The organism is Paracidovorax oryzae ATCC 19882, assembly GCF_000687165.1.
GTDB lineage: Bacteria > Pseudomonadota > Gammaproteobacteria > Burkholderiales > Burkholderiaceae_C > Paracidovorax > Paracidovorax oryzae.
Map to the genome: position 1 here is coordinate 12,282 of NZ_JMKU01000021.1, position 21,241 is coordinate 33,522.

17 protein-coding genes are annotated in these 21,241 nt (G+C 70.6%); 6 read left to right on the forward strand and 11 right to left on the reverse strand.

The genetic code is table 11. The features are described 5' to 3' along the window. The first annotated feature begins 176 nt into the window (after positions 1-176). Positions 177-905, forward strand: coding sequence for a zf-TFIIB domain-containing protein (locus tag T336_RS0116465; RefSeq protein ID WP_026433384.1), 729 nt, complete (start codon positions 177-179; stop codon positions 903-905). 38 nt (positions 906-943) lie between these two features. On the opposite strand, the gene T336_RS0116470 is transcribed toward T336_RS0116465, so the two are convergent. Continuing rightward, positions 944-2,245, reverse strand: coding sequence for a solute carrier family 23 protein (locus T336_RS0116470; protein ID WP_026433385.1), 1,302 nt, complete (start codon positions 2,243-2,245; stop codon positions 944-946). 212 nt (positions 2,246-2,457) lie between these two features. Here T336_RS0116470 and T336_RS0116475 point away from each other — a divergent pair, with 212 nt between their 5' ends. After that, a complete protein-coding gene (locus T336_RS0116475) occupies positions 2,458-3,885 on the forward strand; it encodes an AsmA family protein (RefSeq protein ID WP_244883974.1) in 1,428 nt (475 codons plus the stop codon). A gap of 57 nt (positions 3,886-3,942) precedes the next feature. Here T336_RS0116475 and T336_RS0116480 read toward each other — a convergent pair whose 3' ends face one another. From T336_RS0116480 to T336_RS0116505, 6 genes are all read right to left on the reverse strand, one after another. Further along, positions 3,943-5,808 (reverse strand): methyl-accepting chemotaxis protein, encoded by a 1,866-nt coding sequence (locus T336_RS0116480; protein WP_026433387.1) that lies wholly within the window; start codon positions 5,806-5,808, stop codon positions 3,943-3,945. A gap of 196 nt (positions 5,809-6,004) precedes the next feature. Beyond that, entirely contained in the window at positions 6,005-7,915 is a 1,911-nt protein-coding gene (locus tag T336_RS0116485) for a B12-binding domain-containing radical SAM protein (protein WP_026433388.1), read from the reverse strand. A gap of 99 nt (positions 7,916-8,014) precedes the next feature. Further along, positions 8,015-9,070, reverse strand: coding sequence for a GGDEF domain-containing protein (locus T336_RS0116490; RefSeq protein ID WP_026433389.1), 1,056 nt, complete (start codon positions 9,068-9,070; stop codon positions 8,015-8,017). Positions 9,071-9,112: 42 nt separating this feature from the next. Beyond that, on the reverse strand, positions 9,113-9,655 hold the full coding sequence (locus tag T336_RS0116495; protein WP_026433390.1) for a gamma carbonic anhydrase family protein: 543 nt from the start codon (positions 9,653-9,655) through the stop codon (positions 9,113-9,115). 82 nt (positions 9,656-9,737) lie between these two features. Next, positions 9,738-10,133, reverse strand: coding sequence for an ACT domain-containing protein (locus T336_RS0116500; RefSeq protein ID WP_019700298.1), 396 nt, complete (start codon positions 10,131-10,133; stop codon positions 9,738-9,740). Then, positions 10,130-10,405, reverse strand: a complete 276-nt coding sequence (locus tag T336_RS0116505; protein WP_026433391.1) for a LysE family transporter — start codon at positions 10,403-10,405, stop codon at positions 10,130-10,132. Before T336_RS0116505 ends, T336_RS0116500 begins: the two co-directional genes overlap by 4 nt. Positions 10,406-10,500: 95 nt before the next feature. Here T336_RS0116505 and T336_RS0116510 point away from each other — a divergent pair, with 95 nt between their 5' ends. After that, the gene (locus T336_RS0116510; RefSeq protein WP_026433392.1) at positions 10,501-11,421 is read left to right on the forward strand and encodes a LysR family transcriptional regulator ArgP; all 921 of its coding nucleotides are present in this window, start codon (positions 10,501-10,503) and stop codon (positions 11,419-11,421) included. On the opposite strand, the gene T336_RS0116515 is transcribed toward T336_RS0116510, so the two are convergent. Then, positions 11,406-12,029, reverse strand: a complete 624-nt coding sequence (locus T336_RS0116515; protein ID WP_019703039.1) for a TetR/AcrR family transcriptional regulator — start codon at positions 12,027-12,029, stop codon at positions 11,406-11,408. The genes T336_RS0116510 and T336_RS0116515 overlap by 16 nt on opposite strands. A gap of 99 nt (positions 12,030-12,128) precedes the next feature. Here T336_RS0116515 and T336_RS0116520 point away from each other — a divergent pair, with 99 nt between their 5' ends. Together T336_RS0116520 and T336_RS26740 are read left to right on the forward strand one after the other, a co-directional pair. Beyond that, positions 12,129-13,181 (forward strand): MBL fold metallo-hydrolase, encoded by a 1,053-nt coding sequence (locus tag T336_RS0116520; protein WP_019703040.1) that lies wholly within the window; start codon positions 12,129-12,131, stop codon positions 13,179-13,181. Positions 13,182-13,202: 21 nt separating this feature from the next. After that, the gene (locus tag T336_RS26740) at positions 13,203-13,412 is read left to right on the forward strand and encodes a hypothetical protein (protein ID WP_026433393.1); all 210 of its coding nucleotides are present in this window, start codon (positions 13,203-13,205) and stop codon (positions 13,410-13,412) included. Positions 13,413-13,431: 19 nt separating this feature from the next. Here T336_RS26740 and T336_RS0116530 read toward each other — a convergent pair whose 3' ends face one another. The 3 genes from T336_RS0116530 to ubiM form a co-directional block, all read right to left on the reverse strand. Next, positions 13,432-14,751 carry an ABC transporter ATP-binding protein gene (locus tag T336_RS0116530; protein ID WP_026433394.1) on the reverse strand — a complete coding sequence of 440 codons (1,320 nt, stop codon included), beginning with the start codon at positions 14,749-14,751 and terminating at the stop codon, positions 13,432-13,434. 35 nt (positions 14,752-14,786) lie between these two features. Next, complete coding sequence (locus T336_RS0116535) at positions 14,787-16,523, reverse strand: ABC transporter permease (protein WP_026433395.1); 1,737 nt, start codon at positions 16,521-16,523, stop codon at positions 14,787-14,789. A 127-nt stretch (positions 16,524-16,650) separates the two neighbouring features. Beyond that, positions 16,651-17,988: a 5-demethoxyubiquinol-8 5-hydroxylase UbiM gene (gene ubiM / locus T336_RS0116540; RefSeq protein ID WP_026433396.1), complete on the reverse strand. Its 1,338-nt coding sequence runs from the start codon at positions 17,986-17,988 to the stop codon at positions 16,651-16,653. Between the two features lie 244 nt (positions 17,989-18,232). Between ubiM and xopU the strand changes: the two genes are divergently transcribed. After that, positions 18,233-21,217, forward strand: a complete 2,985-nt coding sequence (gene xopU, locus T336_RS0116545; protein WP_084151450.1) for a type III secretion system effector protein XopU — start codon at positions 18,233-18,235, stop codon at positions 21,215-21,217. The last annotated feature ends 24 nt before the right edge of the window (positions 21,218-21,241 follow it).

The window sequence follows — 21,241 nt, forward strand, 5'->3', positions numbered from 1 at the left end:
TCTTAGCGTCCTGGCACGGCCGAGTCGCTGGCCGGGCGGCGGCTGCGGGCCCCGGGGCACCGCAGCGTGACGCGGCCGACATTGCGCGCCCGGCAGCAGGCGGGCAGGCACCGGCCGGTGCGAGGCCGCGGGCCGGGTGCGCGGACGGACCGGGCCGTGCCGTAACATGCACCGCGATGCCCTCGCCCAGCCTCTGCCCCTCCTGCCGCCAGCCCGCCGAGAACCACCGTTTCGCCGCGCGCGACGGCGGGGACCTGCACATCGACCTGTGCTTCGCCTGCCAGGGCCTGTGGTTCGATCCACGGGAAAACACGCGGCTCGCGCCGGGCGCGGTGCTGGAGCTGTTCGAGCTGCTGCACCAGCACCGCGGCGACGCGCACCGCCCGCTCGCCGGGCGCATGCATTGCCCGCGCTGCGCGAAGGCACTGGAGCCGGGGTTCGACCTGGGCCAGGGCGGGCGCTACCGCACCTACCGCTGCGCGGCCCGCCACGGCCGGTTCAGCACCTTCGGCTCCTTCATGGTGGAAAAGGGCTTCGTGCGCCACCTCTCGCCGCTGGAGATCGATGCGCTGGCCGAGCGCGTGGGCACGATCGCGTGCACGGCCTGCGGCGGCGCGGTGGATATCCGCAACGACCATGCCTGCCCCTATTGCCGTTCCGCCCTGTCGCTGCTCGATCCGCGGGCCGTGGACAAGGCGCTGGAGCGCCATGCCCGCGCCGCGCAGGCGGTGGCCGAGCCCGCCCGGCCCGAGGCCCTGGCCGACGCGCTCATCGCGATGGAGCGCGAGCGTGAACGGGAGCGCCGGGAGCGCCAGCGCGAGGCGTTCACCTCATCCTCCGCCTCCGAGGGGTTCGACCTGCTCTCGGCCGGGGTGGAACTGGTCTGGTCGCTCCTGAAGCGCTGAGCGGCCGGCAGAGTCCTCTGCCGCCGCTGTGGGTGCGGTCAGCGGCCGTGCCGCAGGTTCAGCAGCGCGTAGAGCCCGATCGCCCCGAAGGTCGCGGTGCCGATGCCGCCCAGCGCGAAATCGCCGAACTTCAGCGTGAAATCGCCCGTGCCGATGATCAGCGTGATCGCCGCCACGATGAGGTTCTTGTTGTCGGAGAAGTCCACGCGGTTGTCCACCCAGATCTTGGCGCCGGCCACGGCGATGAGGCCGAACACCACGATAGAGACGCCGCCCATCACCGGCAGCGGGATCGCCTGGATCAGCGCGCCGAACTTCGGCGAGAAGCCCAGCACCAGCGCGATCAGGCCGGCCACGAGGAACACGGCGGTGGAGTAGATCTTGGTGGCGGCCATCACGCCGATGTTCTCGGCATACGTGGTCACGCCCGTGCCGCCCACCGCGCCGCTCGCCATGGTGGCGATGCCGTCGCCGATGAAGGCGCGGCCCATGTAGCGGTCGAGATTGCGGCCCGTCATTGCCGTGACGGCCTTCACGTGGCCGAGGTTCTCGGCCACCAGGATGACGGCCACGGGCGCGATCAGCAGCATGGCCGGCGCGCTGAAGGCAGGCGCGGCGAAGTGCGGCAGGCCCAGCCAGGGCGCGGCCAGCACGCCGGAGAGGTCCATCGGCTTGCCCAGCCCCAGGCCATTGGTGAGCAGCGCATACAGCACGCTGGCGGCGACGAGGCCCACGAGGATCAGCAGCCGCTGCAGCATGCCGCGCGTGAGCACGGCGACCAGGCCCACGCACACGAAGGTGGCGGCCTGCATCCAGCTCTCGAAATTGTTGGCCGCCATGTTCTTGATGGGCACCTGCGCGAGGTTGAGCCCGATCACCGCGACCACCGCGCCCGTCACCACGGGCGGCATGCAGCGCTCGATCCAGCCCGTGCCCACGGCCTGCACGATGGCGCCTATCACGGTGTAGAGCAGGCCGCAGGCGATGATCCCGCCCAGCGCCAGGGCCATGTTGGCGTTCGGGCCCGGGCCGGTGTAGCCCGTGGCGGCGATCACCACGCCGATGAAGGCAAAGCTCGAGCCCAGGTAGCTCGGCACGCGGCCGCCCGTCACGACGAAGAAGATCAGCGTGCCCAGGCCGCTCATCAGGATGGCCACGTTGGGATCGAAGCCCATGAGGATGGGCGCGAGCACGGTGGCCCCGAACATGGCGATCACGTGCTGCACGCCCATGGCGGCGGTCTGCCCCCAGGGCAGGCGCTCGTCGGGGGCGACCACGGCACCCTCGGCAGGCGAAGCCAGCCGCCAGCGGGTGAAATAGGAAGAAGAGGGGGTGGACACGGCGATGGGCTCCTTGGACGTTGGGGGCTGGCGTTCTGGTGTTCCGGGCGGGCAGGGCGTGGCCGCGCCCGCGCGGTGGATGGGGAAGGGTGGTGCCGGGAAGCGTGGCGAGTGTAGGCGCTGGCGACGCCCGCCCACGCGGGAGTAGGAATGGGACGACCCGTGCCGCGGAATGCCTGCGGTAAGGTGGCCTGTCCTCTGGATCGCGCAGCGTGCCCACGTCCTCTTCTTCCCCTTCGTCCGACGCGCCGGCCGACGCCCCTGTGCCCGCTGCCCGGGCCGTACCGGGCGGCGGCCCGCGCCCTGGCGCCCGTCCGGCCTGGGGCCGCGCCCTGCGGTGGATGCTGGGCGGGCTCGCCGTCGCGGGCGCCCTCGTGCTGGCGGCGGGGGCCGCGCTGTGGTGGTGGATGCCGTCCGACGAGGAACTCGCCCGGCGTGCAGGTGACGGTGCCGGCGATGTGCTGGGCGTGCCCGTGGTGGTGGACCGTCTCGAATGGCACCTGCTGCCTGCGCCCCGGGTGGTGCTGCACGGCGTGCACACCGAGCAGGAGGCGCCCGTCTCGGCAGACCGCATCGTGGCCGATGCGCGCTGGTCCGACCTGCTGCGCCTGCGGCTCGCCCTGGCGCGGTTGCGGCTGGAGGGCGCGGCCATTCCGCAACTGTCGCTCTCGCAGTTCAAGGTGCGCGATGCCGGGCAGGACGGCCCGGCCGGCTTCGGGCCCTTCACGCTCGCCGAGGTGCCGTTGGAGCGCGCCGAATGGCAGGGCGTGCGCTGGATCGGCCGGCAGGGGCGCGACCTGGCCTACGGGGGCTCCGTGGATTTCGGGCCCGCATGGCGGCCGGTGCGCGGGCTGCTGGAGCGCGAGGGCGCCTCGCCGCCCGCGCGCCTGGCCATCGAACGCGAAGGCGGTGAGGACCGCTGGCGCGCCGACGTGACGGCCGGCGGGCGCACCGAGCGCGGCGAACTGCGGCTGCAGGAATTCGGCGAGCGCTACCGGGTGACCGGCTCGCTCGATTTCTCGGGGGTGGACGTGGTGGGCGTCATGGAGGCCTTCGATCGCCGCTCCATCGTGTCCGGCCGGGCGAGCGGGCACACCGACCTGATCGCCGAGGGCGACGACCTGGCCGCGGCGATGCGGGCGCTCCATACGCGCACGTCCTTCACGGTGGCCCGGGCGAAGCTGCTGACCTTCGACCTGGAGGCCGCCATCCGCAGCGCCGGCAGCGACAAGGGCGGCACGACCCAGCTCGACAGCCTGACCGGTATCGTGCGCACCGAGGCCGATTCCGGCGGCACCATCGTGCGCTACAGCGACCTGAAGGCGACCTCCGGCGTGCTCACCGCCACCGGCGACGCCGTGGTCCAGAACCAGCGCGTGAGCGGCCACGTGGCGGTGGACCTGGTGGACGGCATCGTGGGCGTGCCGCTGGAATTCGGCGGCACGGTGAAGGACCCCACGCTCAGCCTGCCGCCCGCCGCGCTGGCCGGCGCCGCGGTGGGCACGGTGGTTGCGCCGGGCGTGGGCACGGCCCTGGGCGCGCGCATCGGCGAAACCGTGCGGCGCATCTTCGGCGGAGAAGACCGGCAGGAGCCGCCGGCACCACGCCGCCTGCCGCCGGTACGGCGGGATCCCGACTAGGAAAAAAGACGGGGCGCCCGAAGGCGCCCCGTCATCGCTGGCCGGCTCCTGCGGCGCTCAGAACGTGGTCCAGTCGTCGTCGGCGTTGCTGTGCGCGGCCGGTTTCGCGGCGGGCTTGGGTGCGGCTGCCGGCAGGGCCGGTGCCTTGGGCGCCGCGGCCGGGCCCGCGGGCGCCTTGGCCGCGCGCGGCGCAGGCTCTGCGGGCCTGGCCGGGGGCGGGGGCGTGCTTCCCAGTTGCGCAGCCGGTGCCTTGCGGGCACCCAGGGCCGGAGAGGCTGCAGGCGCAGGCCGTGCCGCCGGGCGTGCCGCAATGGCCTGGGGCGTGGCGGCAGCGGCGTGGACGGGGGCTGGCGCAGGCGCTGCGCGCTCGGCCATGCCCGAGAGGCGGAACACGCCCACCGCCTCGGTCAGGCGCACGGCCTGCTGCTGCAGGCTGCTGGCTGCGGCGGCGGATTCCTCCACCAGCGCGGCGTTCTGCTGCGTGGCCTGGTCGAGCTGGGACACGGCCGAATTCACCTGGCCGATGCCCTCGCTCTGCTCGCGGGTGGCGGCGTCGATCTCGGCGATCAGGTCGCTCACGCGCTGCACCTGCTGCACGATGTCGGACATGGTGGCGCCGGCTTCGTCCACCAGGCGCGTGCCCGTGCCGACCTTCTCCACGCTCTGGCCGATGAGGTTCTTGATTTCCTTGGCCGCCTCGGCGCTGCGCCCCGCGAGCGCGCGCACTTCGCTGGCCACGACCGCGAAGCCGCGGCCCTGTTCGCCCGCGCGGGCGGCTTCCACGGCCGCGTTCAGTGCCAGGATGTTGGTCTGGAAGGCGATGCCGTCGATCACGCCGATGATGTCGGCGATCTTGTTGGAGCTGCCCGAGATGTCCTGCATGGTCGCGACCACCTGGCCCATGACGTCGCCGCCCCGGCTCGCGGCCTGGCTGGCGGTGGATGCGAGCTGGCTGGCCGTGCGCGCCGTATCCGCGTTCTGGCGGATGGTGGCGCTCATTTCCTCCATGGAGGCCGCGGTCTGCTGCAGGCTGGAGGCCTGCGACTCGGTGCGCTGGGAGAGGTCGGCGTTGCCGCTGGCGATCTGCGAGGAGCCGGTGGCGATGGAGTCGCTCGCCTGCCGGATCTGGTGCACCACCCGCGTGAGGTTGCCGTTCATGGTCTGCAGCGAATGCAGCAGCAGGGCGGCCTCGTCGCGACCGGTATCGTCCATCGTGCGGGTCAGGTCGCCCTCGGCCACGGCCTGCGCCAGGCCCACGGCCTGGGACATCGGCCCGGTGATGGAGCGCGTGATCAGCATGGCGCCGGCCACGCCCACGAGCACGGCGACCAGGGCCACCACGCCTACGATGGTGGCGGACTGCACGAAGGTGGCATGGGCCTGCGCGCTGGCACGCTGCATTTCGCCTTCGTACTGCTTCACGAGCTGGGCCAGGTGGCCGAGCAGTTCGCCCTGGATCTTGTAGCGCGGGCCGAAAAGCAGTTTCTGCCCTTCGAGATTCTGGTTGGCGAGGCCCAGCTTGGTCACGTCGGCCGTGAACGCCAGGTATTCCTTGCTCGATGCTTCGGTGGTATCGATCAGGCCGCGCATCTCGGGCGATGTTTCCATCTGCCGCAGCCGGGCGATCGTATCGACGAACTCGGCGGTGTTCTTGTCGATGACGGCCTGGTTGCTGGCCATCTGGGCCTGGTCCTCCAGGATGATGAGGTTGCGCGCGGCGCGGGCGATGTCCAGCACCAGGTAGCTCATGCGCTGGCTGGAATTCGCCTTGGTGTAGAGCTCGGTGGTGATCTGCTGAGACGTATGGTCCAGCGTGGACATGCGGGCGATGCCCATTCCGGTGACGATGGCCAGCAGCAGCAGCAGCAGGCCGAAGCCCAGGGCCAGCCGGGCTCCCAGGTTGAGACGGCGGAGGAATTGCATATGAACTTTCTGATCGGGGCAGGAGACTCCGCCAGGTGGAAAACCTGTGCGGGCACGCATTTTTGCGCGGAGCCGTGACGTTTTGAGAGTATGTGACAAAACGCAACCAATTGCCGTGCGTCAGTGCAGTGCACCTGCAGCTTGCATGGCGATGCGCGCATGTCTGTCGCTTGCGCGCATCGGCCGGGGCCTGGAGTCAGGCCTGGCCGGCCAGCGCCCGCTCGATCCGGCGCCGGTTCACGGTGGTTTTCGGGACGTGGAACGGGAACCACGTGCGCACGTCCTCTTCCAGTCCGATGCCGTGCATGTAGTTGTAGATCGCCTTCTTCAACCCCGCGCCCAGCGCATCATGGTCCACTCCCGTCGGGTCGATGAAGGCCACGTCGTTCTTCGCGAAGCCGCCCGGCGGCAGCGGTGCCAGCGTGACGCCGTATTCCGCCGGGTTCTGCCCCACGGGTGAATGCACGGTGCAGGCGAAGCGGTGGAAGAAGCCGCTCTGGATGCAGCCGTTGGCGAACAGCTGGCGAACGTATTCCAGTGCGTCCACCGTGTCCTGCACGGTCTGCGTCGGGAAGCCGTACATCAGGTAGGCATGGACCAGGATGCCGGCATCGCTGAAGGCACGGGTCACGCGGGCCACCTGGTCCACCGAGACGCCCTTCTTCATCAGCGCCAGCAGCCGGTCCGAGGCGACTTCCAGCCCGCCGGAGATGGCGATGCAGCCCGAGTCGGCCAGCAGTTCGGCCAGCTCGGGCGTGAAGGTCTTCTCGAAGCGCACGTTGCCCCACCAGCTGATGCCCGCATTGCGCTCGATGAGCTCGGTGGCCAGGGCCTTGAGCGCCTTCGGGGGGGCGGCCTCGTCCACGAAGTGGAAGCCCGTCTGCCCCGTCTCGGCGACGATGGCCTCGATGCGGTCGGCCAGCACCTGGGCGCTGGCGCCCTCGTAGCGGCCGATGTAGTCCAGGCCCACGTCGCAGAAGCTGCATTTCTTCCAGTAGCAGCCGTGCGCCACGGTGAGCTTGTTCCAGCGCCCGTCGCTCCAGAGCCGGTGCATGGGGTTGAGCATGTCCAGCAGCGAGAGATAACGGTCCAGCGGCAGGCCGTCCCAGGTGGGCGTGCCGACCTCGGCGAAGGCGACGTCGGCCTCCATCATGTTCACGTACTGCACGGCGCCCTCTTCGCCGCGCACGAAGGTGCGCACCAGGCGCTGGCGGCCGCGGCGGCCGTTCAGGTGCTCCAGCAGCGCCAGCAGTGGGCGTTCGCCGGCGTCCAGCGTGACGTAGTCGAAGAAGTCGAACACGCGCGGGTCGGCCAGCTCGCGCAGCTCGGTGTTCACGAAGCCGCCGCCCAGCACGGTGGCGATGTGCGGGTGCCGCGCCTTGATGGCCTGGGCGATGCGGAAGGCCGCATAGACCGAGCCGGGAAACGGCACGGACAGCAGCACCACCGTGGGCCGGTGGCGTTCGACGGCCTTGTGCGTGAGCTGGGCCAGCAGATCGTCCACCAGCGTGGGCGCGGCGGCCAGGGCCTGGGCCAGCGGGTCGAAGGTGGGCTGGCTGCCCGCCAGCGATTCGGCATAGCGCACGAACTCGAAGCGTTCGTCCACCGCGTCGCGCAGCACGTCGGCCAGGTCGTTCAGGTAGAGCGTGGCCAGGTGCTTGGCCTTGTCCTGCAGGCCCAGGGCGCCGAAGGCCCAGCCCAGCGGATCGCCGCCCTCGTCGTCCACGTACACGTCCAGCGTGGAAAAGCGCGGCCCCTCGGGCAGGTAGTGGCGCCCGGCGATGCGGTGCGCCAGCGTGCTGTCCCGCCCCTGCAGGAAGGCGATGGCCGGGCCGATGGTGGCCAGGTACCGGTCCTGCTGCGCCGCGAATGACTGCACGGCGGCGCTGCGCCGCTTCGGGGGAATCGCCTGCACCCGCTCTGCCACCGCCTTCAGTCCTTCGGGCGAGAGAAGGCGCAGCACCAGGGCCAGCGCCAGGTCTTCCTGGAAGGCCGCGATGCCGCGCGAGCGCAAAAAGCCCGTTAGGTAGGCGGTGGAGGGGTAGGGCGTGTTGAGCTGCGTCATCGGCGGGATGACGGCCAGCACGCGGCAGGCGGAATCGGGCATGGAGAACGTGGGGCAGGGAGGCCCCGATTATCCCGGCGGGCCGCACGGCGTGCCGGCCAGGGGGCACTGCGGCACCTCCATCGGGTGGTAGCGGGGGGCTCAGGGGCCGGGGGCCGGTTCTTCACCGGCCCGTACCGGGGCCTGCCGTGCCAGCCGCCGGGCCTGCTTGACCTCGTACATCTGCCGGTCGGCCCGGTCCAGGGCCTGCTCGGCCGTCAGCGGCTGCTCCGGCGGCACGGCGATGGCGCCCACGCTGGCCCCTGCGTAATCGAGCGTGGCGTCCGGAAGCACGAACCGTCCCTGCGTGGCCCGGGCGACGCGCTCGCGGAAGGGCTCCTGCGTGCAGGCCACCGTATCTCCAGCGTGTGTTCCGAGGGCCGCCACGACGAATTCGTCGCCTCCCATGCGGGCCACCACGTCCTCCCCGCGCAGCACCGCCCGCAGCCGCTGCGCGATGGCCACCAGGAACTGGTCGCCCACCTCGTGCCCGTGGCGGTCGTTGATCGACTTGAAGCTGTCCAGGTCGATGAAGGCGACCAGCACCTCCACCTGCCGGCGCCGGCCCTGCGACAGCAGCCGCGTGAGCGACTCGATGAGCGCCCGGCGGTTCTGCAGTCCCGTCAGTGCGTCAGTCGCGGCGTATCGGGCCAGCCGTTCGTTGGCGCAGACCAGTTCCCCGATCAGCCGCTCGCGTTCGATCTGCTGGCCGATCAGGTGGGCGAAGAGCGTGAGGATGTGCTCGGTTTCGGGCGTGGAGGGCCGGGCCCGCGTGCTGGCGGCGCACAGGGTGCCGCACAGCCGGCCGTCCGCGGTGCGAACGGGCATGCTGGCATAGGCCCGCAGGCCCAGGTCGCGCACGACCGCCAGGTCTGCCCAGCGGCTGGAAATGTCGCTGGCGTAGCGCAGGCCCTCGTCCAGCGCCCGCTTGCAGGGCGTCTGGTCCCAGGAGGTGACCAGGCCTTCGGGGATCTGCAGCGTGCCGGCATTGCGCGCGTGCAGGATCCGGAGGGTGCCCTGCGCCTCGTCGATGGACGTCAGGTAGGTGGATTCCAGCCCCGTCACCACCGACAGCATCTCCAGCAGCGGGCGCGTGAGGTCCTCCAGGGTGCGCGCCGTGGAGACCGAGCCGGACAGTTGCTCGAGGAGCGGGGTCATGCGGAAGGGAGGTTAGATGATCCGCATGGGCCTGTCGAGCGCTCAGCCCTTCGGCGGCGTGGCCAGGTAATTGTTCTTGACCCGGATGTAGTGTTCCGCCGAGTAGCGCAGGTAGGCGATCTCCTGCGGCGTCAGCGTACGCTGGCGCACGGCGGGCCGGCCGATATAGAGCGAGCCGCGCTCCAGCACCTTGCCCGGCGGCACCAGGCTGCCGGCGCCGAGCATCACCTGGTCGCCGATGACCGCATCGTCCATCACGATGCTGCCCATGCCGATGAGGCATTCGTCGCCGATGCGGCAGCCGTGCAGGATGGCCGAATGGCCGATGGTCACGTGGCTGCCGATGACCAGGGGCGAGCCGTCCGGCTTGCCCGGGTGGCGGTGGGACACGTGGCCCATGCTCAGGTCCTGCACGTTGGAGCCCTCGCCGACCGTGATGCGGTGCACGTCCCCGCGCAGCACGGCGTTGCACCAGACGGACGCGTCCCGCCCCAGGCGCACGTCGCCGATCACCTGGGCGGAGGCATGGATGAACACGCCTTCGTCCATCGTGGGCGTGGCGTCGAGATAGGGGGAAAGAGGCATGGGCTGAAAGCGGCCGGGGCCGGCAAATGAAGGGCGTGGCCCCGGAGCGTAAGGCACGCCGGGCCGCGCCGCAGCCCGGGGCTCAGGTTTCCTGCAGGACGGTATGGCCCGCTGCCAGCAGGAGGGCCTGGCCGGCGGTGGCATCGCGCTCCTGCAGCAGGAGGTGGTCGCCGTCGAAGGTGGAGACCACGAACACGCCGATGCCCGCCTCCGACAGCGGCTGTATCACCGAGAGCACGATCCCCGTGGCGCCGAAGGCGAACGGACCGACGAAACGGAACGCCTTCCAGTCCCGCTCGGCCTGCACGTGGGTGGGCACCCGCTCCTGCAGGCAGACCACCGACAGCTCCTCGGAGGTGCGCGTGATCGAGACGAAGCCGTCGCCGTCCGCCCAGTCCGGGAATGCCGACGAAGGTGCGAGGCGCGCCACCGCATAGCGCGAGGGCAGGGGGGCGAGGGTGATCCGGGGACGTGTCATGGTGCGGAGGGAAGGGGCGCGAAGGCAAGGAAGGCGGCCAGCGAGAGCGTCACGGCCGCCACGAAGGCGTCGAGCGCGCGCCAGGCCGAAGGCCGGGCGAACCAGGGCGACAGGAGCCGGGCACCGAAGCCCAGCGAAAGGAACCATGCGGTGGAGGCGGCGATCGCCCCGGCATCGACGGCGATGCAGGTCCATGCCGTGAGCGCCACGTGCCGGCGCTGCAGGCCCGCGCCGGTACCCAGGCCCTGCAGGAAGGAAGTTGTCCACCACATGCGGGAATTCTGCGGCCGTACTGCCGAAATTGAGCCAGACTCGTGTATTCATCGGACAGGCCGAAAAATTCTCAATCAAGCCGTCCCAGGCCGCCATGAACCTTGATTCCAGACAGTGCGAAGCCTTCCTCGCCGTGGCCGAGGCCGGCAGTTTCGAGCAGGCCGCCGCTGCGCTGCACCTGACGCCCTCGGCGGTGTCGCTGCGCGTGCGCGCGCTGGAAGCCCGCCTCGGCCAGCCGCTGCTGGTGCGTGGCCGCCCCTGCCGCGCCACGCGGGCCGGGCGGCAACTGCTGCAGCACCTGCAGCGCGCGCGGGCCATGGAGCGTGAACTGCTGGCCGACCTTGCCGGCGATGGCGGGGAGGCGCCGTTTTCTCCCGTTGCGCTGGCCGTGAATGCGGATTCGCTGGCTACCTGGCTCCTGCCGTCGCTGGCACCCGTCCTGCAGCGCGAGCGCATCGCCCTGGAACTGATGCTGGACGACCAGGAGCACACGCATGCGCTGCTGGAGGCCGGGCTGGTGCATGCCTGCATCTCCGTGCAGCCGGAGGCCATGCGCGGCTGCGTGGCCGAACCGCTGGGAACGATGCGCTACCGGCTGGTAGCGTCGCCCGCGTTCGCGGCGGAGTGGTTCCCGCGCGGCATCACGCGTTCCTCGGCGCGCCGGGCGCCGGTCGTGGTCTTCAACCGCAAGGATGCCCTGCAGGCCCAGGTCCTGCGCCAGGCCTTCGGCCTGCAGGCCAGCGCCTGCCCCAGCCACTACGTGCCGGCATCCGAGCCTTTCGTGGCAGCGGTGCGCTGCGGCCTGGGCTACGGCATGGTGCCCGAGCTGCAGATTCCGGGGGCCGTGGAGCGGGGGGAACTAGTGGATGTGCTGCCGGACGCCGCCATCGACGTCGCGCTGTTCTGGCACGGCTGGCGGCAGCAGCCGCCGCGGCTGGAGCGCCTGGCCCGCAGTGCGATGGAGGCGGCGCGCCGCGTGCTGGACCCCGCGCCGCCGCCTCAGCCGCGGGCGTAGAAGCCCAGGAACATGTCCACCGCGTCGGCCAGCACCTGGGCCTGTTGATCCGCGTCCAGCGGCGGCTGGCCCAGCAGGAGTTGCGGCCAGAAGGCATGCGTCTTGAGCTGGCCCATGAGCAGGTGCGCGGCATACAGCGGATCGGCATCGGCGCGCAGGCGGCCCGCCTCCTGCGCGTCGCGGATCCAGGCGGGCAGGCCTTCTTCCCTCGAGGACAGGCGCTCGGCCATCGCCTTGGCACGCTCGGGCGTGTGCAGCATCTCGGCCATCACCACGCGCGAGAGATCCATGAAGCTCGGGTCGTTGAAGAGCTGCATCTTGCCGCCGATCAGCTCCAGCAACTGCTGCCGCAGCGGCCGGCCGGCGTCGTGGCGCAACTCGGGCAGCGCGTGGCTGCGGTTCCAGAGCTGGTCGAGGATGGCGGAGAACAGCTCGTCCTTGCTGGGGAAATGGTTGTAGACCGTGCGCTTCGATACACCGGCGGCGGCGGCCACGCGGTCCATGCTGGTGCCGGAGAAACCGCTTTCGCGGAACTCCGCGATGGCCGCCTGCACGATGGCTTCGCGCTTGCGGTCGGTCAGGCGGGGGAGCACGTCGGCTGCTGTCATCAGGAGATTTTACACCGCACGGTTTACTTTTCTCGAAACAACACTACACTGTGCAGTGCACTTCGTAGTGCGTCTTCTTCCCATTTCCTCACCACTGCCATGGCCCGTCCGTCTGCCTACAGCCACGCTGCCCCGATCGAACCGTCCCCCCTGCGGCTTCCGGCATCGGCCGACGGCCGCTTTCGCAACGCGGCCCGGCCCCGCCGCATGGGCTGGCTGAAAGGCCTGCAGGTGATGCTGCGCATGGCCTTCGGCAAGCCGGCCGGCACGGTGCCCGACCGCCCCGTGCCGGTGCGGGCGCTCACGCGGGAGGCGCTGCTGTCCGCGCCCGACATGTCGTTGTGGCGGCTGGGCCATTCCACGGTACTGCTCAAGCTGCAGGGCGGCTTCTGGCTCACGGACCCGGTGTTCTCGGAGCGTGCCTCTCCCGTGCCGTTCGCAGGGCCCCGGCGCTTCCACGCGCCGCCCCTGCGGATCGAAGACCTGCCGCCGCTGCGGGGCGTGGTGCTCTCGCATGACCACTACGACCACCTGGACCGTGCGGCCATCCTCGCGCTGGTGCCGAAGGTGGAGCAGTTCATGGCCCCGCTGGGCGTGGGTGACCGCCTGGTGGGCTGGGGCGTGCCGGCGGACAAAGTGCGGCAGTTCGACTGGTGGCAGGGCACCACCTTCGCCGGCGTGCAGCTGGTCTGCACACCGGCGCAGCATTTCTCGGGACGGGGCCTGTCCGACGGCAACCGCACCCTCTGGGCATCGTGGGTGCTGATCGCCGGCAGCACCCGCGTCTTCTTCAGCGGCGATTCCGGCTACTTCGACGGCTTCCGCGCCATCGGCGAGCGCTACGGCCCGTTCAACCTGACGCTGATGGAGACCGGTGCCTACAACACCGACTGGCCCGACGTGCACATGCAGCCCGAGCAGAGCCTGCAGGCGCACCTGGATGTGCGGGGGCGCCACTGCCTGCCCATCCACAACGGCACGTTCGACCTGTCCTTCCATGCCTGGACCGAGCCCTTCGAGCGCATCGGCGCGCTGGCCGCCGCATGCGGCGTGCCGCTGCTGACGCCCGCCATGGGCGAGCGCGTGGACATCCGCTCTCCCGCGGCCACCCCACCCTGGTGGCGCGATGCCGCCGCGCCCGCCGCCTCCTGACCCGACCGGAGACCATCGACCATGTTCAGCCGCGTCATCCCCATCCAGCGCCTCCTGTACGGCCACCTCGCGCCGGTCGGCGGCGGGGGGACTCCATTGCGCCATGCCGCGTCCGATCACCCCGCGCCCACCGCCGGCGCGATGCCGGATCGATCCACCCAGGCAAGGGCCGCCCAGCCCAAGCCGCCTGGCGTGGTGGCTGGTCAGGAACTGGCAAGCACCGAATCCTGAGCGCTGCGCCGAAGGCGACTCAGGGGGGGGACTCCTCCCCCGTCGGCAGCCGCATCACCCCGGTGCGGAAGTCGTACTCGAACACCTCGCCATGCCGCGCCCACGTGATGGCCGTGCGCAGCACGCTCTCGGCCTCCTGGGCGTCGAGCTGCTCGCTCAGCAGGCGCAGGAACGGGGCGTCCGGCAGTTCGCCCGCGGGCTCCTGTTCCAGGCTGTGGCGGATGTGCGCCACGAGCGGCACGTGGGCCAGCAATTGCTGGCCGAAGATTTGCTGCCGCAGGCCGTGGGCTCCTTCCACATAGCGCCGCCCTAGCGGGGTGATCTGCAGGTCGCCGCTCGCCAGCGCCGCCAGGCCCAGCTGGGACACCGCATGGGCCACCGGCAGCAGTTCGGCATCGGTGAGGCTCGTTTCCTCCGCCAGCCGGGGCAGGTCGGCGCGGCCGTCGAAGGGGGGCTCGGCCAGCAGTTCCAGCAGGCCGTCCATGCGCGCCACGTCGGCGGCGGGCAGGCGGTCGGTGAGCGTGGCGGGCGCCGGTTCGGCCGCCGCGCCCCCGGCCGCGGACGCGTGGCGCGTGGCGCCGGCCGTCATGAGCGCATAGACCTCGTCGATCAGCGCGCGCACGTGGTGGCTGTCCGGATCGCGGGGGCGCGGCAGCTGGATCGACAGCTGGCAGCGGATGCGGCCCGGATCGCTGGCGAAGATCAGCACGCGGTCGGCCATCATCACGGCCTCCTCGATGTTGTGCGAGACGACCAGCATGGCCTTGGTGGGCATGGTGCCGCTGCGCCAGAGCTGCAGGATGTCCTCGCGCAGGCGCTCGCCGGTCAGCACGTCGAGCGCGGAGAAGGCCTCGTCCATCAGCAGCACGTCGGGCTGGATGACCAGGGCGCGGGCGATGCCCACGCGCTGGCGCATGCCGCCCGAGAGCTCGCGCGGCAGCGCGCCTTCGAAGCCGGCCAGGCCGATGAGCTCGATGGCGGCCTCGGCCCGCGCGGCGCGCTCGGCCTGCGGCACGCCGCGCGCCTCCAGGCCCAGCTCCACGTTCTGCTGCACCGTCAGCCAGGGAAAGAGCGCGAACGACTGGAACACCATGCTGATCGCGCGCGCCGGCCCGTGCAGCGGCTGGCCGCGGTAGCGCACGTCGCCCTCGTCGGCCGGCACCAGGCCCGCCATGATGCGCAGCAGCGTGCTCTTGCCCGAGCCGGACTGCCCCAGCAGGGCGACGATCTCGCCTTCGCGCAGCGTGAAATCGACGTTCTGCAGCACGGGGCGCTCGCGGCCGTCGGAAGAGCGGAAGGTCTTGCCCACGCCGTGGAGTTCGATGATGGATTGCGTCATGGCAGCGATGCGTTGTGTTCAGCGTTCGTGGCGGGTCAGAAATGCATACGGTCTTCTGCGAGGCGGTAGAAGCGCCGCCACAGGAAGTGGTTCAGCCCCATCACGAAGACCACCATCGCGCCGATGCCCAGCGCGATGCGCGGGAAGTCGCCGGCGGCCGTCATCTGCGCGATGTAGCTGCCCAGGCCCCGGGCCTGCAGCGTGGTGTCGCCCCAGGTCACGTATTCGGCCACGATGCTGGCGTTCCACGAGCCGCCGCTGGCGGTGATGGCACCGGTCACGAAGCTGGGGAACACGGCGGGCAGCAGGTAGCGCTTCCACTTGAGCCAGCCCGAGAGGCCCAGGTTCTGCGCGGCCAGGCGCAGTTCGTTGGGGATGCTGGAGGCGCCCGCGATCACGTTAAAGAGGATGTACCACTGCGTGCCCAGGATCATCAGGGGCGACAGCCACACGTCCGGGTTCAGCTTCCAGTGCACCGCCAGCATCACCGCCACGGGAAAGAACAGGTTGGCCGGGAAGGCGGCCAGGAACTGCGCCACCGCCTGCAGCCGCCCCGCCCAGCGCGGGTTCATGCCGATCCACACGCCGATGGGCACCCACACCACGGCCGCCAGCGCGATCAGCACCATCACGCGCACCAGGGTGTAGCCGCCCAGGGTGAAGACGTGCACCACCTCGTGCCAGCCCACCTCGGTATGGACGAACTGCACCAGCCGCGCGATGGCGAAGAGCACCCCCGCGGCCAGCACTGCGTCCCATACGCGCTCGGCGCGGGCCGAAGGCGCGGGCGGGCGGGCGCGGATCGAGGTGCCGTCGTGGCTGCGCTTGAACAGCGTGAGCGTGCGGCCCAGCTGCCGCTGGCACCAGCCGGCCACGGTCTGCGTGGCGCGCGCACGGCGCAGCCAGTCCAGCAGCCAGGAGCGGGGGGCCGCATCGGCGCTGCCTTCCTCGAAGCGGAACTTGTCGGCCCAGGCGACCAGCGGACGGAAGAGCAGTTGGTCATAGAGCAGGATGGCCACCAGCATGCAGGCGATGGCCCAGCCGATGGCCGGCAGGTCGCGCGCCTCGATGGCCATGGCGATGTAGGAGCCCACGCCGGGCAGCTTGATGTCCTGGTGCGAGACGGAAATCGCCTCCGACGCCACCACGAAGAACCAGCCGCCGGACATCGACATCATCATGTTCCACAGCAGCCCCGGCATGGCGAAGGGCAACTCCAGCCGCCAGAAGCGCTGCCAGCCCGAAAGCTGGAACACCCGGGCGGCCTCCTGCAGCTCCGCCGGCACGGTGCGCAGCGACTGGTAGAGGCTGAAGGCCATGTTCCAGGCCTGCGAGGTGAAGATGGCGAAGATGGCCGCGCACTCCACGCCCAGCAGGCTGCCCGGGAAAAGGGCGATGAAGCCCGTCACCGTGATCGACAGGAACCCCAGGATGGGAATGGACTGCAGGATGTCCAGCAGGGGCACCAGCACCCGTTCGGCCAGCCGGTATTTGGCCGCCAGCACCGCGAACACGCAGGCGAAGATGAGCGATGCACCCAGCGCGATGAACATGCGCAGCGTGGTGCGCAGCAGGTAGTACGGCAGCTGCCAGGGGTCCAGCGAGAGCGGGATCACGTCGCCCATCTCGAAGGGCCGGGCCATCTGCGCCGCCCCATAGGCCAGCAGCACCACGCCCGCCAGCACCAGCGGCAGCAGGGCCCAGTCCCAGCGGTTGGGGCCGGCATCCACGACCTGGCGTGGAAAGAATTCGCGGGACGCTTGGTTTTTCATGGTGTGCGGAACCGGAAAGGGCGCATAGGGTAGCCGGTCCTCGTGACAAAAGGCCGGGCCATGCCGTCGCCGCACACGAAATGCCGCGCGAGGGGCGGCATGGCGGAGTCCGCCGTGGCGGGAAAGTTCAGTGCCCCGCGGGGCCGGGCGCCCAGGCGCCGGCCTCGGGCGCCCAGGCGCCGGCCTCGGGCGCCGTTCCCATCAACTGCCCCACGATCGCCGCCTGCACGGGGGCGAGCCGGCGGGCGCCCTGCAGCACCACGCGCCGCAGCAGGCGCGGCAGCGGGCGGTCGTCGGTATAGAGCCGCACGATGGCGTTCGTGCCCTCGTACAGCGGCCAGGCATGGCGGTGGTGTGCCCGCGCGTAGTGCCGCTCCAGCAGGCCGGCGTCACCGATGTCGCGGCCCGTATCGCGCGCATGCGCCAGCGCGGCGGTCAGCCGCTCCACGCCCGCGAGGCCCAGGTTGTAGCCATGCGCGGTCACCGGATGCATGCCCACGGCGGCATCGCCCAGCAGTGCGCAGCGGTGGCCGCTGAAGCGCCGGGCATAGACGGCGACCAGCGGATAGGCATGGCGTTCGCCGGCCAGCCGCATCGCGCCGAGGCGGTCGCCGAACTGCGCCTGCACCTGGGCGGCGAAATCGGCCGGTGGCAGCGCGAGCAGTGCGGTGGCGTCATCGGTGCGGGTGGTGACCACCACCGAGCACAGGGGCTCGCCCGTGCCGGGGTCGGGCGCCAGCGGCAGGATGGCCAGCGTGCGGGCATAGCCGAAGCATTCGTGCGCGGTGCCGTCCCCCGCCAGCGCGTGGTGCATGCGGCAGACGATGACCGTGCGCCCGAAATCGGTGCTCGCCGCGCCGATCCCCAACTGCCGCCGCGTGGCGGAAAAGCGGCTGTCCGCCGCCACCAGCAGGCGCGCGCGCAGCCGCAGGGGTGCTGCGCCATCCAGCCTGTCGCCGGCAGGCGCGCATTCCAGTTCCGCCGCGTCCTGCGACACGGCCACGTGCGCCACCTGCCGGCCGGCCAGCAGCCGCACGCCCGGCGTGGCCAGGGCCGCGGCGTGCGCCGTGCGCCGCAGGGCGTGGTTGGGAACGATCCAGCCCAGGTGGCCCGGGCCGCGCCCGGTCTGCAGGCGCAGCGGCTGCGCGCCGCCCACGGGGCCGTCGTGCACCTGCGCTGCGTGGATGCGCCCGATCTCGTGCGGCAGCAGGCGCTGCCAGGAACCCAGGCGCCGCAGCGTGTCCGCACTGGGGTGGGTGAGCGCGATCTCCCGGCCGTCCGGCGCCGGTTCGGCCAGCGCGGCATCCGGCTGGCGCTCCACCACCGTGGCCGTGAAACCTGCCTGCGCCAGCGAGACTGCGAGCGACAGGCCGGCGGGGCCGCCGCCCACGACCAGGACATCGCAATCGTGCGCAGCCAAGGCCGGTGGGGACAGGGCAGGCGGGTCGGAGGAGGGAGCAGGCATCTCGGGTGTGGTCGATGGAAGGCTCGATTGTGGGCACGGCGGCGCGGGTCCGCCATTGCCATGCATCAAGCTTCGCAAGTTCCCCTACCTTTTCGGCTGGTGGGGGACGGTTCGGGCCGGGAGCTTCCAATCTCGCTGTCCGTGCAAAAAATGGCATTCCATGATTCCGCGTCTCCCAGGTATTTCGACCCCTCTCCGTCCGCAGGAAAAGCGCGCAGAGCCGCATGACCCTGCCGCGAGGTCCATGCCGACGCAGGACGATGGCGCCCTGTCCGGGCCCTCCATGGACGCCCTGCGGCGTGCGCTTCCTGCCCGCCACACGGCATCCGGCACGCAACGCCGCCAAGCCGGCATCCGGCCGCCCCGCGCGGTGCTGCCTTTCCACTTGCCGCGGTCCCCGCGCATTTTCTCTCCCGTTCCGGGGAACCCGGCGGTCCCGCATGACGTGGAACATGACGGCGGAAGCGACGAGCCCGACTTCCAGGTTATCGCAGATGATGGCCCTGCAGCGCTGGCGGCCGCGCAGCGCACCGCATCCATCGCCCGGGCGGTCGAGCAGGCCCGCTCCGACCAGGATCTGCATGCCATGGTTCGCATGGCGGATGCAGCGGCCTCCCATGCTGCTGCATTGCAGCGCCTGCCGGGTACGGCCGAGGTGATCCGTGCGCTGGGAGGCTACCGTGTTCCGCCCGAGTTCCAGCAGGTGCATCGCAGACTGATGGACGCCGCCTCCGCCTGGCGCGCCGCCGCTGAGCATTACGGCGCGGCGCAGGCGATTTTTTTCAAGCTCCATCCCGATGCCGATGCAGGGGATGGGCAAATCCACGCCGCTAGGGCATCCTGCGAGGCTGCGGAACGCCAGCTCCTTGCCAGGCGCCCGGTGTTCTGGGCGGCGCGGCGATCCCGCTTCCACCCCATGCTGGACTTCCGCCTCCAGATGGGCTGCCAGACGCATCTGGTTCAATGCCTTCGTCAAGCGTGCGATTACCTGGACGCGGATGCCGCCGCCGTTCCGGAGACTCCCCCCCGGTACGAAATGGACACCGTGCTCTGCCGGGAGCTGGCGGGCATGACCCGGGCCGCGGCATTGCGTCTTGAACGTCTTCAAAGTGGAGAGCTCTCAGTACCCGCGTTTCCGGAACTGTCCGCGGCGGACCGTGCGCTTCGGCAGAAGGAATGGACGGAATGTTTCATCGCGGATGCAGAGGCGCTGGAGGCCATGGCCCGACGCCTGCGCGCAGCCTGGGGCGATGCCCTGCCCGATGCCTCGCCTGAAACACAGGCGGCTGCCGATGCCCTGCGTGCGGCCCCCGGCAACGCTGTCCGGGCTCCTGCCTGGAGAGAGGCATCCTTGCGGCGCTCTTTCGGGCTCCTGTTGGACTCCCTGGAGCCGTTGCGCAACCGGGCGAAGTCTGCTGCCGCGGAGTCCGGCCTGTTGCCGGGGCTGAGGCAATTGGAGCGCCTGCGCCAGCTCTGCGGCCTGCTGCAGACGGCAGCGAGCCTGCCCCGCGTCCTGGAGCGCTCGTTGGAGCAGTGGACCGCAGCGGAGCGTGAACGCTCAGCCGCTACCATCGCCACCCTGCGCGAGCTCGCCACCGCCCAGGCGCAGGCCCATGGGCGGGAGGCGCAAGCCTTGCTCGATGAAGCCTTCCTGGCGCTTTGGCAAAGTGGGTCGGCTTTGCTGGGGGGGGCGGCCCGTTCCGGCTCCTCGAGCGAGGTGCCGGCCCTCGATTTGCCGCAGCTGGCATCCTGGGCCCGTGCTGCCGGAGCGTTGCTGAAGACTCTGCCGCTGCCCGCCGCGGCCGAAGGCATCGACGCGGGGGTGTCCACGGAGATGCGCCTGCAAGGCTTCTTCACCCTCGCCAACGCCTGTGAACTGCTCGGCACGCCTCCTGGCGAAACCCTTGCCGCCATGCAGCGGGCCGAACGGCTCCAGACCGTGGCCAAGTCCGCCCGGTCGGTGGCCCGGGGTGCGATGGTCGAACCGCTGCGGACGTTGGCCGGACATTGCGATGCCGCCCATGTTCTGTGCCTGTCGGCGGCAGTGCGAACGCATGCCGTGGATGTTTCGCAGTTGTTCGCGCAGTCCCGGCCCACCTTGGAGGCGGCAGCCGATCGGCTGGGGGTCGAACTGTTCCAGAGCTGGCATTTCGCCTTCACGCCGGCCCTCGCGCAGGAGGCAGAGCCCGGGCAGAGGCCGGCGCCGCAAGCAACCTCCACAGGCGATGCATCCGCTGAGAATGCGCTGCTGGAGTCTTTGCGGTCCATTGCGCGGGAGGTGGACGCGCTGCCTCGGCCGAGTATCACCATGCCGCGGGAGATGTCGCCGGAAGCCGTGCAGGAGTTCCATTGCGCGAAGGCGACTCTGGAGGCCATGGCCTATGCGGCAAAAGGCTCTGGCACGTTGCTCGCCCTGTGGCAGGAAACCCCCTCCCTCCTGCTGCCCGCTTCCACGTCCTCGCGGACTGCCAGGGTGGCCGAGTTCGCTCAACGCGCGATCAGTGTGGACCTGGACGCTCCGGTCCCCGGGCCGGAGTACGCGGCAGGAACCGATGCCATGCATGTGATGTCACTGGCCCGGGAAGTCCGGCGGCGGGGCCTGCAGATGAATGCGGCATTGAAAACCATACAGCAGGTGTTCCAGGCCCGAACCAATGCGCAGCAGCGGATACAGGATCTCCGGCGCCTTTCACCGGCAAAGCTCAATACCAAAGTAGAGGCCATCCGGGCGCTCTTCATATCCGCGTCGCGTCTCGTGGTTGCCCGGGAGGCTGAATTGCAGTCGGAAATCCGGGGCGATGGAGGCAAGCGCGCCGGTGACGAGCGCCAACTCCTGGCCGACTGGTGCGGCATGATGGACTGGCGCATGCAACTGGAGAGTACGCTCGTCGTCAGTCGGATCTATGCTGCCGTGCAGAACCAGGAAATCGAGGTAACTCCGCCCGGCAGCAGGCTTGCCCAGGCTCTGCAAATGAACCGGACCACGCTCCACGAGCTCATTGCATGGATGACGGATCTGAACAAAAAGGCCCTGCAACTACAGCCTTTGCGTGAAAACCGGCCCCTGATGGCGGCGGCGCTGGGTGCTTCGCTGGCCGCGATCCGGCAATTGCAGGACTGCGACCAGCGCACGCAGGCGCTGGTGCTTCCCGGACCGCAGGGAGCGAGCGGCAGCCGCGCGGGGGAAGGCAGGCCAAAGCCGGCCGGGCAGCGTCGGCGCGCGCCATGAAGCCTTTGCGGCCGTCGCCTGGTG

Excerpts from the sequence above, each read along its gene's own strand:
- T336_RS26740 (WP_026433393.1), top strand. The coding sequence starts at position 13,203 with ATGTTCAGCCGCGTCATCCCCATCCAGCGCCTCCTGTACGGCCACCTC.
- T336_RS0116495 (WP_026433390.1), bottom strand. The coding sequence starts at position 9,655 with ATGCCTCTTTCCCCCTATCTCGACGCCACGCCCACGATGGACGAAGGC.
- T336_RS0116515 (WP_019703039.1), bottom strand. The coding sequence starts at position 12,029 with ATGACAGCAGCCGACGTGCTCCCCCGCCTGACCGACCGCAAGCGCGAA.
- T336_RS0116520 (WP_019703040.1), top strand. The coding sequence starts at position 12,129 with ATGGCCCGTCCGTCTGCCTACAGCCACGCTGCCCCGATCGAACCGTCC.
- T336_RS0116485 (WP_026433388.1), bottom strand. The coding sequence starts at position 7,915 with ATGCCCGATTCCGCCTGCCGCGTGCTGGCCGTCATCCCGCCGATGACG.
- T336_RS0116465 (WP_026433384.1), top strand. The coding sequence starts at position 177 with ATGCCCTCGCCCAGCCTCTGCCCCTCCTGCCGCCAGCCCGCCGAGAAC.
- T336_RS0116535 (WP_026433395.1), bottom strand. The coding sequence starts at position 16,523 with ATGAAAAACCAAGCGTCCCGCGAATTCTTTCCACGCCAGGTCGTGGAT.
- ubiM (WP_026433396.1), bottom strand. The coding sequence starts at position 17,988 with ATGCCTGCTCCCTCCTCCGACCCGCCTGCCCTGTCCCCACCGGCCTTG.
- T336_RS0116500 (WP_019700298.1), bottom strand. The coding sequence starts at position 10,133 with ATGACACGTCCCCGGATCACCCTCGCCCCCCTGCCCTCGCGCTATGCG.
- T336_RS0116510 (WP_026433392.1), top strand. The coding sequence starts at position 10,501 with ATGAACCTTGATTCCAGACAGTGCGAAGCCTTCCTCGCCGTGGCCGAG.
- T336_RS0116530 (WP_026433394.1), bottom strand. The coding sequence starts at position 14,751 with ATGACGCAATCCATCATCGAACTCCACGGCGTGGGCAAGACCTTCCGC.
- T336_RS0116505 (WP_026433391.1), bottom strand. The coding sequence starts at position 10,405 with ATGTGGTGGACAACTTCCTTCCTGCAGGGCCTGGGTACCGGCGCGGGC.
- xopU (WP_084151450.1), top strand. The coding sequence starts at position 18,233 with ATGCCGACGCAGGACGATGGCGCCCTGTCCGGGCCCTCCATGGACGCC.
- T336_RS0116480 (WP_026433387.1), bottom strand. The coding sequence starts at position 5,808 with ATGCAATTCCTCCGCCGTCTCAACCTGGGAGCCCGGCTGGCCCTGGGC.
- T336_RS0116490 (WP_026433389.1), bottom strand. The coding sequence starts at position 9,070 with ATGACCCCGCTCCTCGAGCAACTGTCCGGCTCGGTCTCCACGGCGCGC.